The sequence below is a fragment of the Streptomyces coeruleoprunus genome, assembly GCF_039542925.1.
GTDB lineage: Bacteria > Actinomycetota > Actinomycetes > Streptomycetales > Streptomycetaceae > Streptomyces > Streptomyces coeruleoprunus.
In genome coordinates this window covers 2,599,584-2,614,507 of sequence record NZ_BAABIT010000001.1, presented here as the reverse complement: position 1 = coordinate 2,614,507, position 14,924 = coordinate 2,599,584, and the positions used below count along the sequence as shown (strand labels likewise).

Annotated in this window: 15 protein-coding genes and 1 pseudogene; 15 read left to right on the top strand and 1 reads right to left on the bottom strand. The window is 72.6% G+C overall.

Translation table 11 applies throughout. The features are described 5' to 3' along the window. Positions 1–28: 28 nt before the first annotated feature. Positions 29–1,714, bottom strand: coding sequence for a chitinase (locus ABEB09_RS11185; protein ID WP_345689645.1), 1,686 nt, complete (start codon positions 1,712–1,714; stop codon positions 29–31). 362 nt (positions 1,715–2,076) lie between these two features. On the opposite strand from ABEB09_RS11185, the gene ABEB09_RS11180 reads away from it, so the two are divergent. From ABEB09_RS11180 to ABEB09_RS11110, 15 genes and pseudogenes are all read left to right on the top strand, one after another. Further along, positions 2,077–2,970, top strand: coding sequence for a hypothetical protein (locus tag ABEB09_RS11180; RefSeq protein ID WP_345689643.1), 894 nt, complete (start codon positions 2,077–2,079; stop codon positions 2,968–2,970). A gap of 97 nt (positions 2,971–3,067) precedes the next feature. Further along, positions 3,068–3,793 (top strand): Flp pilus assembly protein CpaB, encoded by a 726-nt coding sequence (gene cpaB / locus ABEB09_RS11175; protein ID WP_345689641.1) that lies wholly within the window; start codon positions 3,068–3,070, stop codon positions 3,791–3,793. A 16-nt stretch (positions 3,794–3,809) separates the two neighbouring features. Next, entirely contained in the window at positions 3,810–5,063 is a 1,254-nt protein-coding gene (locus tag ABEB09_RS11170) for a CpaE/TadZ family protein (protein WP_345689639.1), read from the top strand. Between the two features lie 18 nt (positions 5,064–5,081). Further along, positions 5,082–5,444, top strand: coding sequence for a TadE/TadG family type IV pilus assembly protein (locus tag ABEB09_RS11165; protein WP_345689637.1), 363 nt, complete (start codon positions 5,082–5,084; stop codon positions 5,442–5,444). Between the two features lie 5 nt (positions 5,445–5,449). Beyond that, entirely contained in the window at positions 5,450–5,857 is a 408-nt protein-coding gene (locus ABEB09_RS11160) for a TadE/TadG family type IV pilus assembly protein (RefSeq protein ID WP_345689635.1), read from the top strand. Then, entirely contained in the window at positions 5,854–7,197 is a 1,344-nt protein-coding gene (locus ABEB09_RS11155) for a TadA family conjugal transfer-associated ATPase (RefSeq protein ID WP_345689633.1), read from the top strand. The genes ABEB09_RS11160 and ABEB09_RS11155 overlap by 4 nt, the downstream gene beginning before the upstream one ends. A gap of 39 nt (positions 7,198–7,236) precedes the next feature. Further along, on the top strand, positions 7,237–8,175 hold the full coding sequence (locus tag ABEB09_RS11150) for a type II secretion system F family protein (protein ID WP_345689631.1): 939 nt from the start codon (positions 7,237–7,239) through the stop codon (positions 8,173–8,175). A gap of 22 nt (positions 8,176–8,197) precedes the next feature. Beyond that, positions 8,198–9,085 carry a DUF5936 domain-containing protein gene (locus ABEB09_RS11145; protein ID WP_345689629.1) on the top strand — a complete coding sequence of 296 codons (888 nt, stop codon included), beginning with the start codon at positions 8,198–8,200 and terminating at the stop codon, positions 9,083–9,085. Between the two features lie 13 nt (positions 9,086–9,098). Then, on the top strand, positions 9,099–10,451 hold the full coding sequence (locus ABEB09_RS11140; protein ID WP_380841527.1) for a sensor histidine kinase: 1,353 nt from the start codon (positions 9,099–9,101) through the stop codon (positions 10,449–10,451). A gap of 14 nt (positions 10,452–10,465) precedes the next feature. Beyond that, on the top strand, positions 10,466–11,356 hold the full coding sequence (locus ABEB09_RS11135; RefSeq protein WP_345689627.1) for a response regulator: 891 nt from the start codon (positions 10,466–10,468) through the stop codon (positions 11,354–11,356). A 140-nt stretch (positions 11,357–11,496) separates the two neighbouring features. Continuing rightward, complete coding sequence (locus tag ABEB09_RS11130) at positions 11,497–11,730, top strand: hypothetical protein (RefSeq protein WP_345689625.1); 234 nt, start codon at positions 11,497–11,499, stop codon at positions 11,728–11,730. 41 nt (positions 11,731–11,771) lie between these two features. Beyond that, positions 11,772–12,311: pseudogene (locus ABEB09_RS11125) on the top strand (pilus assembly protein TadG-related protein); the annotation flags it as partial. Positions 12,312–12,341: 30 nt separating this feature from the next. Beyond that, positions 12,342–12,941, top strand: a complete 600-nt coding sequence (locus ABEB09_RS11120) for a hypothetical protein (protein WP_345689623.1) — start codon at positions 12,342–12,344, stop codon at positions 12,939–12,941. Beyond that, positions 12,941–13,564 carry an OmpA family protein gene (locus tag ABEB09_RS11115; RefSeq protein WP_345689621.1) on the top strand — a complete coding sequence of 208 codons (624 nt, stop codon included), beginning with the start codon at positions 12,941–12,943 and terminating at the stop codon, positions 13,562–13,564. The genes ABEB09_RS11120 and ABEB09_RS11115 overlap by 1 nt, the downstream gene beginning before the upstream one ends. A gap of 170 nt (positions 13,565–13,734) precedes the next feature. Beyond that, positions 13,735–14,910 carry a GDSL-type esterase/lipase family protein gene (locus tag ABEB09_RS11110; RefSeq protein ID WP_380841530.1) on the top strand — a complete coding sequence of 392 codons (1,176 nt, stop codon included), beginning with the start codon at positions 13,735–13,737 and terminating at the stop codon, positions 14,908–14,910. Positions 14,911–14,924: the final 14 nt, after the last annotated feature.

The following is a 14,924-nucleotide window of genomic DNA, read 5'->3' as shown; positions in this document are numbered from 1 at the left end:
CCGGCGGGCGGGGCTCCGCCCGGGCCGCCTACGGCAGGTTGTGGACGTGCGGGCCGACCGCGTTCGACCAGGCGCTGCCCGCGGTCGCGTCCCAGTTGGTCGACCAGGTCATCGCGCCGCGCAGCGCCGGCCACGTCTTCGACGGCTTGAACGAGCCGCAGTTCGTTCCGCGAGCCAGGCAGTCCAGCGCGTTCTTGACGACCGACGGGTCGACGTAGCCGCTGCCCGCGCCCCGCGGGGACGCGGGCACGCCGAGCCCGACCTGCGACGGGTCGAGGCCGCCCTCCAGCTGGATGCAGGCGAGCGCCGTGAGGAAGTCCACCGACCCCTGCGCGTAGACCTTGCCGTCGCAGCCCAGCATGGAGCCGCTGTTGTAGTACTGCGTGTTGACCACCGTCAGGATGTCCTTCACGGCGAGCGCCGTCCTGAAGTACTCCGTGCCCGTGTTCTGCATGTCGATGGTCTGCGGCGCCATCGTCAGCACCATGCCCGGACCCGCCTTCGCCGACAGCTGGCGCAGCGCCTTCGTCAGGTAGGCGGAGTTGATGCCGTGCTCCAGGTCGATGTCGATCCCGTTGAAGCCGTACTCCTGCATCAGGGCGTACGCGCTGTTCGCGAAGGCCGTCGCCGACGCGTCGCTGTTGATGGTGACGTTGCCCTTCTCGCCGCCCACCGACAGGATCACCGACTTGCCCGCGGCCTTCTTCGCGGCGATGTCCGCCTTGAAGTCGGCGACCGACGCGTAGCCGACGGCCGGGTCGAGACGGAACGTGATCTGGCCGGGCGTGGCCGTGGAGTCCGCGAAGGAGACGGCGATGATGTCGTACTGCGCCTGGACGTCCCGCAGCTTCTGCACCGTGGCGCCGTTGTCGAAGTTCTGCCAGTAGCCGGTCAGCGCGTGCTTCGGCACGTTCGGGTTCGGGCCCGTGGAGCCGGGCGTCGTGCGCGCGCCCACCGTCGCGGACTTCGCCGACTCGCCGGCCGCGTTGTACGCCGAGACCTGGAAGCCGTACGCGGTGTCGGCGGCGAGCCCCGACACGGTCGTGGACGTGCCGGCCGGCGACTGGACGCGGACGCCGTCCCGGTAGACGTGGTAGCCGGCCGCGCCGGACACGGCGTTCCAGCTCAGGGCCACGGACGAGGAGGTCGCCGACCCGGCCGTCAGCCCGGCGGGGGTGGCGGGCACGACGGGGTCGGGGTCCTGGCCGCCGCCGCCGTCCGGCCCGAAGACCGAGACGTCGTCGACGTGGTAGGCGGCCTGCCCGTACCAGCCGTGCGTGTACACGGTCACGGACGTGGTGTGGGGGCCGGTGGTGAACGAGGTGGTGAGCTGCTTCCACCCGGAGGAGTCGGGCGTCCATGTGGACACGTCGGTGGTGCCCGTCCCGCTCGCGCCCAGGTAGGCGTAGCCGCCCTGGACCCAGGCGCTCAGCCGGTACGTGGAGGACGGCTTCACCGTCACGGTCTGAGCGCACCGGGCGTGGTCCTGCCCGCCCGGCGTGGCCTTCAGCGCGGCGGCCCCGCTGCGCACGGGCGAGGAGACGGCGGCGCCGCTGTTCGCGGAGCAGGTCCAGTTGGCGAGTCCGGACTCGAAGCCCGCGTTCTTCGCGACGTTCACGTCGGCGGCCTGCGCGCTGCCGGCGCCGCCGGTCAGGGCGAGCCCGGCGCCCACGGCGAGCGCCAGGGCGCCGCCGAGCAGTCTGGTGCGGTCCACTTGCTGCCTCCGGTGGTGGGGGAGTGGGGAGTGGGGAGGTGGAGGTGCGTCGCACGGTGGCCACCGCTGCGTATGCCCGTACAAGGTGGTCCAGACCAATCCCCTTGTCAAGGTGTCCGGGCGGCCGAACGCCCCTTGCGGGCGGCCCGAGTTGGGTACAGGAGTCAACTCCTGCCCTGCTTGCCCGATTTGGGGGAGCGCGCTCGGCACATGCTCCACTACGAGGAGTCCGAAAGCGGTTCTCCCGCACCCCCCACGCCGATAAAGTGCGGGTCAGGAGTGAGCAACGGAGCAGCAGCAGGTATCGCAGGCGACTGCGATTCGCCGGGTACACCGGTGGCCGGAGCGAACGGGGAACCAGCGTGCCGACCGCGATTGCCGTCACCAGTGCCGACCTGGTGCTGCCCCCGACCGACCGGCACACCCCCAGCGCCGCCGTCCTCCCGCCGCCGGACGCCCAGCCCCTCGACGCCGCGCTCGCCGCCCTCGACCTCCTGGTCGAGCAGCACGGCCACGTCGTCGTCCTCCACCCCTCCGCCGCCCCGGCCGCGCACGTCCGGCGCCTCCACACCGTCCGCGCCCTGCTGGAGAGCGACCGCATCGCCCTGGTACCACTGGACCTGCCGCCCCTCGGCGTCGCCGTCGTCGCACGCCAGCTGCGCCAGCTCTCCCTCTGCGACTTCGGCCCCGGCATCGTCGCCTCGGCCGCCCGGCTGCTCTCCCACTACGTGTACGCGGGCGCCGTCCTGGCCTCCGTCGCCCGGCTCGACCGCGTCCCCGTCACGCTCAAGGCCCACGCCAAGTCCTGGGTGCCCGGCTCCCAGTTCGCCGTCCTCGCCAACCCCGCACCCCAGCTGGTCCGGCTCGGCACACCCGGCGAACGCCCCCCGGCCGGCCCCGACTTCGCGACCGCCATGGTCTGGGCCCGCGGACGGCTCCCCTCCGACTGGCCCACCCGCACGCTCGCCCCCGCCTGGCGCATCGACAGCGTGCAGGAGGCCGCCCTGCCCGCCGCCTCACCCGCCTGGTGGGGCACCGCGAAGCTCGTCGAGTTCGCCGCGTACCTGCCCGACCTGCCGGTCCTGCACCAGCTCGTCTCGTCCGTACGCCGCGAGACCTGCACCTGGTGCGGCATCGACCTCATCGGGGACCGCTGCGGCTTCTGCGCGGCCCCCCTCGCCCCGCCCGAGACCCGCGCCCACGGCCGCCCCGTCGCCGCCCTGGGCCCGGCAGCGCCGATGCCGCACGCCTCGTGAACCGCCGGCCCACGCCCCGGCCCCGCCCCTCGGCCGCCGGGCCGCGTCCGCACAGTCCCGCCTGCCCCGTCCGCCACCCCACGAGGTTCTCCCGCCCATGAACGCACGTCAGCGCCGTGGTGTCATCCTGCTCGTCCTGTCCGTCCTGTGCGCCCTCGCGGCGTTCGCCGGGGTCGTCGTGGTCATCAGCGACGTACAGGCCAAGGTCGGTCCCGAGGTCACGGCCTACCGCGTGAAGGCGGACATCACCGCGTACTCGCCGCTCCAGCCCACCCAGTTCGAGAAGATCACCATGCCCGAGCGCTGGCTGTCCGCCAACGCGGTCACCGACCTGTCCGCCGTCCGGGGCAGGATCGCGGTCTCCGACCTGAAGAAGGGCTCCCTGCTCCAGAAGGACATGGTCGCCGACCGGCCCGCCCTGGAGAGCGGCCAGCAGGAGATCGCCATCATGATCGACGCCTCCACCGGCGTCGCCGGCAAGATCACCGCGGGGGCGCGGGTCAACATCTTCGCCACCTTCGACGACGAGGGCCGCGGCAAGGACGCCGTCGCCGAGTCCCGGCTCATCGTCGCGGGCGCCCGCGTCCTCGACGTCGGCAAGCTCACCCCGCTCGACCAGCGCCGCAGCGGCGACAGCAGGGCCTCCGGCATCCGCGAGGCCGTGCCCATCACCTTCGCCCTCGGCACCGCCGACGCCCAGCGCGTCGCGTACGCCGAGTCGTTCGCCAAGCACGTACGGCTCGCGCTCCTGCCCAAGGACGGCCCGGCCGCCCTCAAGCCCGGTGAATCGACCTACACGCTCGACGAAGACAAGAACAAGTGAGGGAGCAGGCAGCAGGATGACCACACGCGTCCTCCCGGCCGTCGCCGACCCCGACGCCGCCCGGGCCATCACCGCACTGCTCGGCCAGCTGCCCGACACCGAGATACTGGCGCCGGCCGGTGACTCCACCGCCCTCGTCGACACCCTCGCCCGGCTGGCCGCCGATGCCCCGGCCGACCTGCCGGAGGTCGTCCTCGTCCACGAGCGGATCGGCCCCGTCCCCGCCCTCGACCTCGTCCGCGAGGTCGCCCTGCGCTTCCCGGCCGCCGGCGTCGTCCTCGTCACCGCCGACCGCAGCCCCGGCCTCTACTCGGCCGCCATGGACTCCGGCGCCCGCGGCCTCGTCGGCCTGCCCCTCTCGTACGAGGAGGTGGCCCAGCGCGTCCAGTCCGCCGCCGCCTGGTCCACGGGCGTACGCCGCCACCTCGGCCAGGGCGGCGACCCGCCGCACGGCGCGGGCGGCACCGTCGTCACCGTCTCCGGCGCGAAGGGCGGCGTCGGCACCACCGTGACCGCCGTGCAGCTCGCCCTCGCCGCCCGGGCCTCCGGCCGCACCGTGGCGCTCGCCGACCTCGACCTCCAGGCCGGCGACGTCGCCTCCTACCTGGACGTGCGGTTCCGGCGCTCGGCCGTCGACCTCGCCGCCATCCAGGACATCTCGCCGCGCGTCCTCCAGGACGCCCTGTACGCCCACGACACCGGCATCGGCCTGCTCCTCGCTCCCGCCGAGGGCGAGCGCGGCGAGGAGGTCACCGACCGCGCCGCCCGGCAGATCGTCAGCGCCCTGCGCGGCCGGTACGAGGTCGTCGTCGTCGACTGCGGCACGCAGATGAACTCCGCGAACGCCGCCGCCGTCGAGATGGCCGACACCGCCCTGCTCGTCGTCACCCCCGACGTCGTCGCCGTACGGGCCGCCACCCGCATGGTGCGCCTGTGGGAACGGCTCCAGATCCGCAAGCCGGAGGAGACCACCACCGTCGTCAACCGCCTCACCCGGCTGACCGAGATCCAGCCCGCGCTCGTCGAGCGGATCACCGGCACCCGCGTGGCCCGCACCGCCGTACCCGCCGGCTTCAAGGAGCTGCAGCCGGTCCTCGACGCCGGGCGCATGCAGGACCTGGAGGCCAGGTCCGCCGTCAAGCAGGCCCTGTGGGCCCTCGCCGGCGAACTGGGCCTGGTGCGCACCGAGGAGTCGGACGGCGACCGGCCGGGCAGGTTCCGGGGCGACCGCGGCGCCGTCGGACTGCGCCGCACGCGCAGGAAGCACTAGGGGGCGGAGGGGGTGGCCATGAGGGGGGTACGCGCACGGTACGACGACCGGGGGCAGGTGGCCGTGGAGTTCACCGGCATGGTGCCGGTCGTCCTCGGCGTGCTGCTCCTGCTGTGGCAGGCCACGCTCATCGGCTACACGTACGCCCTCGCCGGCAACGCCGCCGACGAGGCGGCCCGGCAGGGCGCCGTCGGCGGCGACTGCCAGGCCGCCGCGCAGGCCAGGCTGTCCGGCGCCTGGACGGCCGCCGCGTCGTGCGGCACGTCCGGCGACCTGCACACCGCCGACGTGTCGATCAACGTGCCCGTCCTGTTCCCCGGCCTCACCCTCCCGTTCACGGTGAAGGCCCACGCCGCCGCGGCGAACGAGCGGGAGGACTGAGGCCGATGGGAACGACGCACGCGCACGACACCACCGGGAACCCCGCCCGCGAGCGACCGGCCGACCGCGGCCAGGCCGCCGTCGAGTTCGCCGGCTGGGTCGGCGTCCTCCTCGTCGCCGCTCTCGCCGCCGTCCAGCTCGGCATCGTCGCCTACGCCGTCCAGCAGGCCGGCACCGCCTCGCGCGCCGCCGCCCGCGTCGCCTCCCAGGGCGGCGACGGCGCCTCCGCCGGGCGCGCCGCCATGAGCGGCTGGCTCGCCTCCGGCGCCGCCGTCAGCGCCCCCGCCGGCGAGGAGGAGGTCACGGCCACCGTCACCGTACGGATCCCCAGCGTCCTGCCGCTCCTCGGCTTCGACCCGGTGACCAGGACCACCACCATGCCCGTCACGACCAGCGAGGGAGGCACCCCGTGAGCCTGCGCTCCCGCATCAACAGCCCCGAGCCGGCCGGCGGGCGCGACGGCGAGGACAACCACCTCGTCGGCGTCTACCGCGGCAAGCTCCTGGAGGAGATCGACCTCGCCGAGATGTCCGCGCTGGCGACCGCCGACCGCCGCGCCCGCCTCGAACGCGTCCTCGGCCACATCATCAGCCGCGAGGGCCCCGTCCTGTCCTCCGCCGAGCGCTCCCAGCTCATCCGGCGCGTGGTCGACGAGGCCCTGGGCCTGGGCATCCTGGAACCGCTCCTGGAGGACGCCTCCGTCAGCGAGATCATGGTCAACGGGCCCGAGCAGGTGTACGTGGAGCGGTACGGGCGCCTCGAACGGCTCCCGATGCGGTTCTCCTCCACCGAGCAGCTGATGCAGACCATCGAGCGCATCGTCTCCACCGTCAACCGCCGCGTCGACGAGTCGAACCCGATGGTCGACGCCCGCCTCCCGTCCGGCGAACGCGTCAACGTCATCATCCCGCCGCTCTCCCTCAGCGGCCCCGTCCTCACCATCCGCCGCTTCCCGCGCGCCTTCACGCTGCACGAGATGGTCGCGCTCGGCTCCCTCGACGAGCACATGGTGATGCTGCTGGCCGGACTCGTCCGCGCCAAGTTCAACGTGATCGTCTCCGGCGCCACCGGCACCGGCAAGACCACCCTCCTCAACGCCCTGTCCGGGCTCATCCCGGACGGCGAGCGCATCGTCACCATCGAGGACTCCGCCGAACTGCGCCTCCAGCAGTCCCACGTCATCACCCTGGAGTCCCGCCCCGCCAACGTCGAGGGCAAGGGCCGCATCACCATCCGCGACCTCGTCCGCAACTCCCTGCGCATGCGCCCCGACCGCATCGTCGTCGGCGAGGTCCGCGGCGGCGAGACCCTCGACATGCTCCAGGCCATGTCCACCGGCCACGACGGCTCCCTCGCCACCGTCCACGCCAACAGCGCCGAGGACGCGCTCATGCGGCTCCAGACCCTGGCGTCCATGTCGGAGGTCGAGGTGCCGTTCGCCGCCATCAGGGACCAGATCAACAGCGCCGTCGACGTCATCGTCCAGCTCACCCGGCACGCCGACGGCGCCCGCAAGATCACCGAAATCGCGTTCCTCGACTCCCACGGCCGCGAGGACTACCGGATCGTGACGGTCTGCCGCTTCGACGCACGCCCCATGACCCCCGACGGCCGCGTCCACGGCACCTTCACGCACCACCCGCTGCCCCGGCGCGTCGCCGAACGGCTCTACATGCACAACGAGGCGACACCGGCGGCCTTCGGCGTCGCCCACGACGACGCCCAGCTGGCCCTGCGCGGCACCGCCGCCTGACCCCGACGACCCTCCGCCCCCGACGGAAACGACGACGCGATGGACAACCTCCCGCTCCTGACGCTCGGCGTCACGCTCCTCGCCGGCCTCCTGGCCGCCGTCGGCGTGCACAGCTACGCCGCCGGCCGGGACCAGCAGAAGGCGCTCGTCGCCCGGATGACCCAGACCGGGCCCGCGCCCTCCGGCGGCCGCCGCCGCAGGTTCGCCCGCCTCGACCGCAGGCTCCGCACCACCCGCCTCGGCCGCCGTATCGAGCGGAAGATCGCCGTCACCGGACTCGACCTCACCCCCGGCGAGTACACCGCGTACGCCGTCGCCGCCCTGCTCGGCCTGTACCTGACCGTCGGCGCGTTCTTCGCCCCCTTCTTCGGCGTCCTCGCCGCGCTGGCCGGCCTCTGGGGCGCCGAGGCGTTCCTCGACTGGCAGCGCCGGCGCCGTATCGAGGCGTTCATCAACCAGCTTCCCGAGCTGACCCGGGTCCTCGCCAACGCCACCCAGGCCGGCCTCGCCCTGCGCACCGCCATCGCCATGGCCGCCGACGAACTGGACGACCCCGCGGGCGAGGAGCTGCGCCGGGTCGCCGACCAGCTGGCCGTCGGCCACAGTCTCGACGACGCGCTCGGCGACCTCGCCGACCGGCTGCCCTCCCGCGAACTCGTCGTCCTCGTCACCACCCTGGTGCTGTCCAACCGCGCCGGCGGCCAGGTCGTCGGCTCCCTGCGCAACCTCACCGGCACCCTCGACGAGCGCAAGGAGACCCGGCGCGAGGTCACCACCCTGCTCTCCCAGGTCAAGGTCACCGCCTTCGCCCTGCCCGTCCTCGGCCTCGGCTTCCTCCTCATGATCAACGGAATGAACCCGGGCGCACTGGACAAGATGACGGGGTCGTTCGTCGGACAGGTCGGCTCGGTCGTCGCCTTCGGCCTGTACACGGCGGGCTTCGTCATGATCCGCCGGCTGTCCAGGGTCAGGGTCTGAGGACCGGGGAGGGAAACGCACGATGGGTCTGCTGCTGGCCGTGGTCACCGGCCTGGCCGTGTACGGCGTCTTCCACGGCGTCCGGCTGTACCGCGCCGAGGCCGAACTGCCCGGCGACCTCCGCGTCGCCCTGGAGGTCGGCGCCACCCGCACCACCGCCGTCGCCTCCGGCGTCGACCGGCTCGGCATGCGCTGGGCGCCCGCCGTGCTCCGCATGATGGGCCCCAAGCGGGTCGACGCCCTGCGCCGCCGCCTCGACATGGCCGGCAACCCCGGCGGCCTCACCGTCGACCGGTACGCCGCCCGGCGCGCCGTCTACGGTTTCCTCGGCGTCCTCGCCGCCCTGGCGATGCTGCTGCGCGGCCAGACCGTCGTCGCGGCCGTCGTCCTCGCGTACGGCCTCACCTGGACCGACGTCCTCCTGCGCATCGCCATCCGGCGCCGCAGGGACGACATCGAACGCACCCTGCCCGACTTCCTCGACGTCCTCGCCGTCGTCGTCTCCGCGGGCCTCGGCTTCCGCCAGGCCCTCGAACGCGTCGCCGAACGCTACTCCGGCCCCTGGGCCGACGAACTGCGCATCACCCTGCGCCAGATGGACATGGGCGTCAGCCGCCGCGAGGCCTTCGACCAGCTCCGCCGGCGCAACGCCTCCGAACAGGTCTCCATGTTCGTCACCGCCCTCCAGCAGGGCGAGGAACTCGGCGCCCCCATCGTCGACACGCTGATACAGATCGCCAACGACATGCGCCGCACGGACGCCCAGAACGCCCGCCGCGCGGCCGCCAAGGCCGTCCCGAAGACCACCCTCGTCGTCACCCTGGTGATGCTCCCCGCCACGATGATCCTCATCGGGCTGAGCTTCTACTACGGCTCCGGCGTCGACTTCACGGACCTCCTCGGCGGGTAGGGGGCGACCGCGAGTGAACCTGCGCTCCCTCACCCCGGTACGGGCCGGCACCACCCTGACCGACCGCGACCCCGCCGCCCCCGGCGGCGTGCCGTCGCTGCCGCTCCAGGTCAACGCCCTCCAGGCGCTGTGCCGCCAGGTGTTCGGCTTCCGCCTGGCGATGATCGTGCTGGCCGCGCCGTTCGCCCTGGCCGGCGCCGCACCCGGCGTGGGCGGCTGGCTCGTGGGCGCGGCCGTGCTGGTCACCTTCATGGTGTCGTACGCCCTCCTGCGCGACTGGGAGCGGTTCGGACGCGTCCTGCTGCGCCACCCTGCGGTCCTCGCGGGCGACACGCTGTTCGGCGCGCTGCTCCTCGCCACGGCGTCCCCGGAGTCGGTCCTCGCGTACGTCACGATCTGCACGCCGCTGCTCGCCGGCCTCCTGTACGGCTGGCGGGGCGCCGCGTTCTTCGCCGTCCTCCAGTCGCTGCTGCTGCTCCTGTCCTACGGCGTCAGCACGAAGTCCCGGCTCGACTCGTCCGCGCTGCTGTTCGTGGGCCTGTGCGTGATCGCCGGCGCCGTCGGCTCCACCCTGCGCAACCTCGTCCTCGGCTTCGGCGCCGCGAGCCACGCCCTCACCGAGGCCCGCGCCCGGCTGGCGGTGACCGGCGCCGTCGAGGCGGAACGGGCCCGGCTCGCCCGCGAGATGCACGACTCCGTCGCCAAGACCCTGCACGGCCTCGCCCTCGCGGCCGAGGGCCTGGCCGGCGGCGCCGACCGCATGGACCCGCTGACCGTACGGCACCAGGCGGAGCTGGTCGCCCGATCGGCGCGCCGCGCGGCCGCCCAGTCCCGGGAGCTGCTGGCGGACCTGCGGTACGGCACCGAGGTGGACGTCGCCGCCGAACTGGCCGCCCGCGTACGCCACTTCGCCACCCGCACCGGCCTGCACGCCACCTACCGCACCCTCGGCGACACCGCCGTGTCGCCCCCGGTCCCGCAGGCCGTCGCCCGGCACCTCCTCACCATCGCCTCCGAGGCCATGGAGAACGCCCACCGGCACGCCCACGCCAGCTACGTCGACGTGTCGTCCGGCGTGGTCGGCGACGTCCTGCGCGTGAGCGTCTACGACGACGGCGCCGGCCTGCCACCCGGCACCACCCTGGACGAGCTGCGCAGGGCCGGCCACTTCGGCCTGGTCGGCATGGTCGAGCGGGCCGCGCTGATCGGCGCCCGCATCCGGATCGGGCGCGGCCGCGCGGCGAAGGGCACGGAGGTACGCCTCGAACTGCCGGCCGCGGCCCTGGAACCGTCGGGCACCTCGCCGCCGAAGCCCCTGCTGCCCGGTGTCCCGGCGCAGCACCCGCGGAAGGCCATGACGCGATGAGGGGAGGCGGAGCCGTGCCGGACGACGTGCACGTATCCCAGCACACCTCGGCGCACCCGACGCCGCTGAGCTCACCCCCGGCGGCCGACGTACGCGCCGCCCCCGCCCCGGCCCCCGGGCAGGAGCCGCCCACACCCCTGCCGCTGCCGCACCTGCGGGTGGTGGTGGCCGACGACAACGCGGTGGTCCGGGCCGGGCTGACGGCGCTGCTGTCCGGCCGCGACGACATCGAGGTCTGCGCCGAGGCCGCCGACGGCCGCGAGGCGTACGAGGCGGCGGTGCGCCACCGCCCCGACGTCGTCCTCCTGGACGTCCGCATGCCCGGCGTCGACGGCCTGTCGGCCCTGCCCCACCTGGCCCGCCTCGCGCCCGTCCTGATGACCACGTACAGCGGCGAACCGGACGTCGTCCGCGCGGCCCTGCGCCTCGGCGCCTGCGGCTACCTGGTCCACGGCGAGTTCACGCCCGCCGAACTGACGGACGCGGTACGGGCCGTACGGCAGGGAAAGCCGTACTTCACGCACACGGCGTCGATGGCACTGTTGACGGGCGGAGTGTCTGCACCCGCATATCCTCCAACGGGCAACAACAGCCACGACCGCCCAACCCCCTTGTTTCCAAGGGGTAATTCCGCATCCCTCACCGGGGTCGAATTTGCAGAAGACCCTTCGCTCCCGCAAGTGGATGTGGGACATTCGTTGCTGAGTCAACGGGAGGTGGAGGTGATGGACCTCATCGCGTCGGGCATGACCAACCAGCAGATCGCCGCCACCTGCTTCATCAGCCACAAGACCGTGAAGAACCACATCAACCGGATCTTCGCCAAGCTGCACGCCGAGAGCCGCGGCCAGGCCATCGCGATCTGGCACAGCCTGGGCAAAGGGGGCGCGACGAGCCATGGCTGACCACCTGAACGGGCCGCGATTCCCGATTTGGGCCCGCAGTTGGGCCCTGAGGCCCATGATGAGGAGTGCTCACCCGGAGTACGGTCACCATGCCACCAGCGTGACCGCAGACTCGTTTCCCGACCCCGGAGGGGACCACCATGTCGAACATCGCACTGAAGGCCCTGACCCAGGCCAAGGTGTACGTGGGCACCTGGGCGAAGACAACCACCGACACGCTGAGGCGCCGGGGGGACGGGGGGCAGGGGGCCGTCGAGTACGTGGGGATCATCATCCTGGTGGGCGTGATCATCGCGGCGGTGGTGGGGTCGGGCGTCGGGGCGACGATCGCCTCGAACCTCGTGGCCAGGGTCACCTCCATCATCGGAGGCTAGACCGCTCGCGGGACCGTAGGCGTGAGTGTGGGCAGGCATCGCCGCTCTATGTCTTCATGGTGGTGAGCCTGCTCTTTCTCGCGCTGGCGTTCTTCGCGGTGGGGCAGGCGGGGGCGACACGCAACGGCGCCCAGTCAGCCGCCGATGCGGCGGCGTTGGCGGCTGCCAAGGAGTCCCGTGACCTGTTCGAGCTCGACGGCCTCGACGCCGTGAGTCTGGGAAAGCTCTTCGACGGCCGGCTGACCGGCGACGACGGGTGTGCGGCGAGCCACGACTACGCCGCCAGGAACGGCGCCACGGTCGAGACCTGCGCCATGCTGGGCGACGGACGGTGGGGCTTCACGGTGACGGTGCGGTCCGGGAAGCCGGTGGGGGACACGATCTTGCCCGGGACGGAGAGCAAGTACGCCGTCGCCACGGCCACCGCCATTGTCGTTCCCCAGTGCACCTTCGAGCCGGCAGACGACAAGGACGCGCCGGCACCCGGGTCACTGGACTGCGACGGTACGGACGTCGACCTGGATCCCGGCGATCTCCCGGACATGTCCGACCTCTTCAAGGTGCGGCTCGTCGAGAACTGACCGCGAAGGAACGCAAAGGGAATGACACTCATGCGCAAGCAATACGGGACAGCCGCACGAACGGTTGCCGCAGTGGGCACCTCCATCACCCTGGCGCTTCTGCTGTCGGCCTGTGGCGACAGCGAAGGCGGCCCCAAGCGGTCGGAACCGCAGAAGGCCGGGAGCGCCACTTCGGCTCCTGCGGAGCAGCCGAAGCCGACCGATGACAAGGGCCCCACCGTTCCGGACACGAGCAGGACGCTCGCCACCATCAACGCGAGCAACGGCCTGCAGATCGTCATCCACAGTGCCACCCGCGAGCAGGGTGGCTTTCTGACCGTCAACGGCACGCTGAAGAACACCACGTCGAAGCTGATCATCACGCCCCCGCAGTGGAGCGGGCAGGAGATCAACGTGCAGAAGACCGGGCCGTCATTCGCCGGTGTGACGCTCGTCGACAAGACGGAGAAAAAGCGCTACTACGTCCTGCGGGACACCGAGGGCTACCCGTTGACCACCACCGGCATCAACTCCATGCAGGCGAACGAGTCGATCTCGATCTTCGCCCAGTTCCCGGCGCCCCCGGCGAATGTCACCCATGTCGACATTCAGTTCCCGACCATGCCGACCGCCACGATCGAGCTCTCGTGATGCGCCCCACCCCCCTCCTCGCCGCCCTCGTCCTCCTCGTCACCAGCCTCGGTGCCGGCGTCGCGCACGCCGACGAGACGCCCGGCATCACCCCGCCCGGCACCGAGCAGAGCGCCCCGCCGCCCGAGATCGACCCGAACGCCCCCGGCCTCAAGATGCGCGACGGCGCCACCCTCGCGGCCGCGAAGGTGCTGCCGATCGTCTCCATCGTGGAGACCGAGGGCGGCGAGGAGCGCCGCGAAGAGACCAGCACCGGGCTCAAGTTCGCGCTCCAGGCCGAGGTCCTGTTCGGCAAGGACAGCGCCAAGCTGACACCCGAGGCCAGCGCCCGGATCGCCGCGATCGCCGCCGAGATCAAGAAGCAGAACGGCACCCGTATCCGCATCTTCGGCTTCACCGACGACCTCGGCTCCTCCGCGCACGGCGACGTGCTGTCCAAACAGCGCGCCGACGCCGTCCACGGCGTGCTCGCGCCCCTGCTCGCGTCGCCCGCGATCACGTACGAGATCCGGGGCTACGGCGAGCAGTACCCGATCGCGGACAACAGCACGGAGGAGGGCCGCAGGAAGAACCGGCGGGTCGAGGTCTCCTTCCCGCGGGAGGGCGGCGGCACGACACCGTGAGCCGCGGCGGCGGCACCGCGCCGCCGTGGACCCCGCGCGTGACCGAAAAGAGACCTGACGCTACCTAGCGGTAACAACGTGGCCCGTGCCACATTCCGGCATGCCACCGGCCGGCGGCTTCCCCTCATTCACGCGCCACACCCCCACGTGGCCGAACGATGGAGTTCGCCGTGCCCGGATTCCGCACCACGAGCCGCACCTCCCGTCCCCGAAGACTCGCGCGCCTCGCCGGTCTCGCCCTCACCGCCCTGCTCCTCCCGCTCACCCTTGCCGGCCCCGCCGCCGCCGGCCCCGGCAGCGGGCCCACCGCGATCGTCTCCATGGGCGACAGCTACATATCCGGCGAAGCCGGACGGTGGCGCGGCAACAGCCTCACCAACAGCGGCAGCCGCGACGCCACCGACCGTGCATGGACGGGCACCACATACAACCCCGCCCTCGTCTACGGCGAGACCGCGGCCAACGGCTGTCACCGCTCCGACTCCGCCGAGGTCCGCAGCGCCACCGGCACCGCACAGGCGCTGATCAACATCGCCTGCTCCGGCGCCACCACCCACAACGTCTTCCGCGCCGCGAACGGCGGCCAGTCCTTCAAGGGCGAGGCCCCGCAGGCCGACCAGCTCGCCGCCATCGCCGCCTCGCACGACGTGAAGGTCATCGCCCTGTCCATCGGCGGCAACGACCTCGGCTTCGCCTCGATCATCGAGAAGTGCGCCACGGACTACATCGTCTGGTACTCCTACTGCCACGACGACCAGCAGGCGCTCGTCGACTCGCGCATCGACACCGTCATGCGGGACGTCGCGAAGGCCGTCGACGAGATCAGGGCCGTGATGTCCGCCGCGGGCTACACCACCACGTCCTACCGGATCGTCCTCCAGTCGTACCCGTCGCCCATCCCGCGCGGCTCCGAGAACCGCTACGCCGAGAGCGGCTGGTCCCGGGTCAACACCGGCGGCTGCCCGTTCTGGAACAAGGACTCCGACTGGGCCCGCGACTCCCTCGTCCCGCAGCTCGCCGGCCGCCTCCGGGCCGTCGCCGCGGCCAAGGGTGCCCAGTTCATGGATCTGCGCGACATGCTCCAGGGCCGCGAGGTGTGCGCCACGGCCAGCCGCCTGGTCACGGCCGCCCTGCCGCCGTCCGCGACCACCAGCGAGTGGGCCCGGTGGATCGACAGCAACGAGACGCAGGGCCCGGTGCAGGAGTCGATGCACCCCAACTACTACGGCCAACTCGCCCAGGGCCGCTGCCTCGCGCTGATCCACGCGAAGCCGACCGGCGACCACAGCTGCCGCAACACGGCCGGCTCCGGCACCTCCGGCATGTATCTCGTCCCCCTCACCTGAGGCCCGCTCCCGGC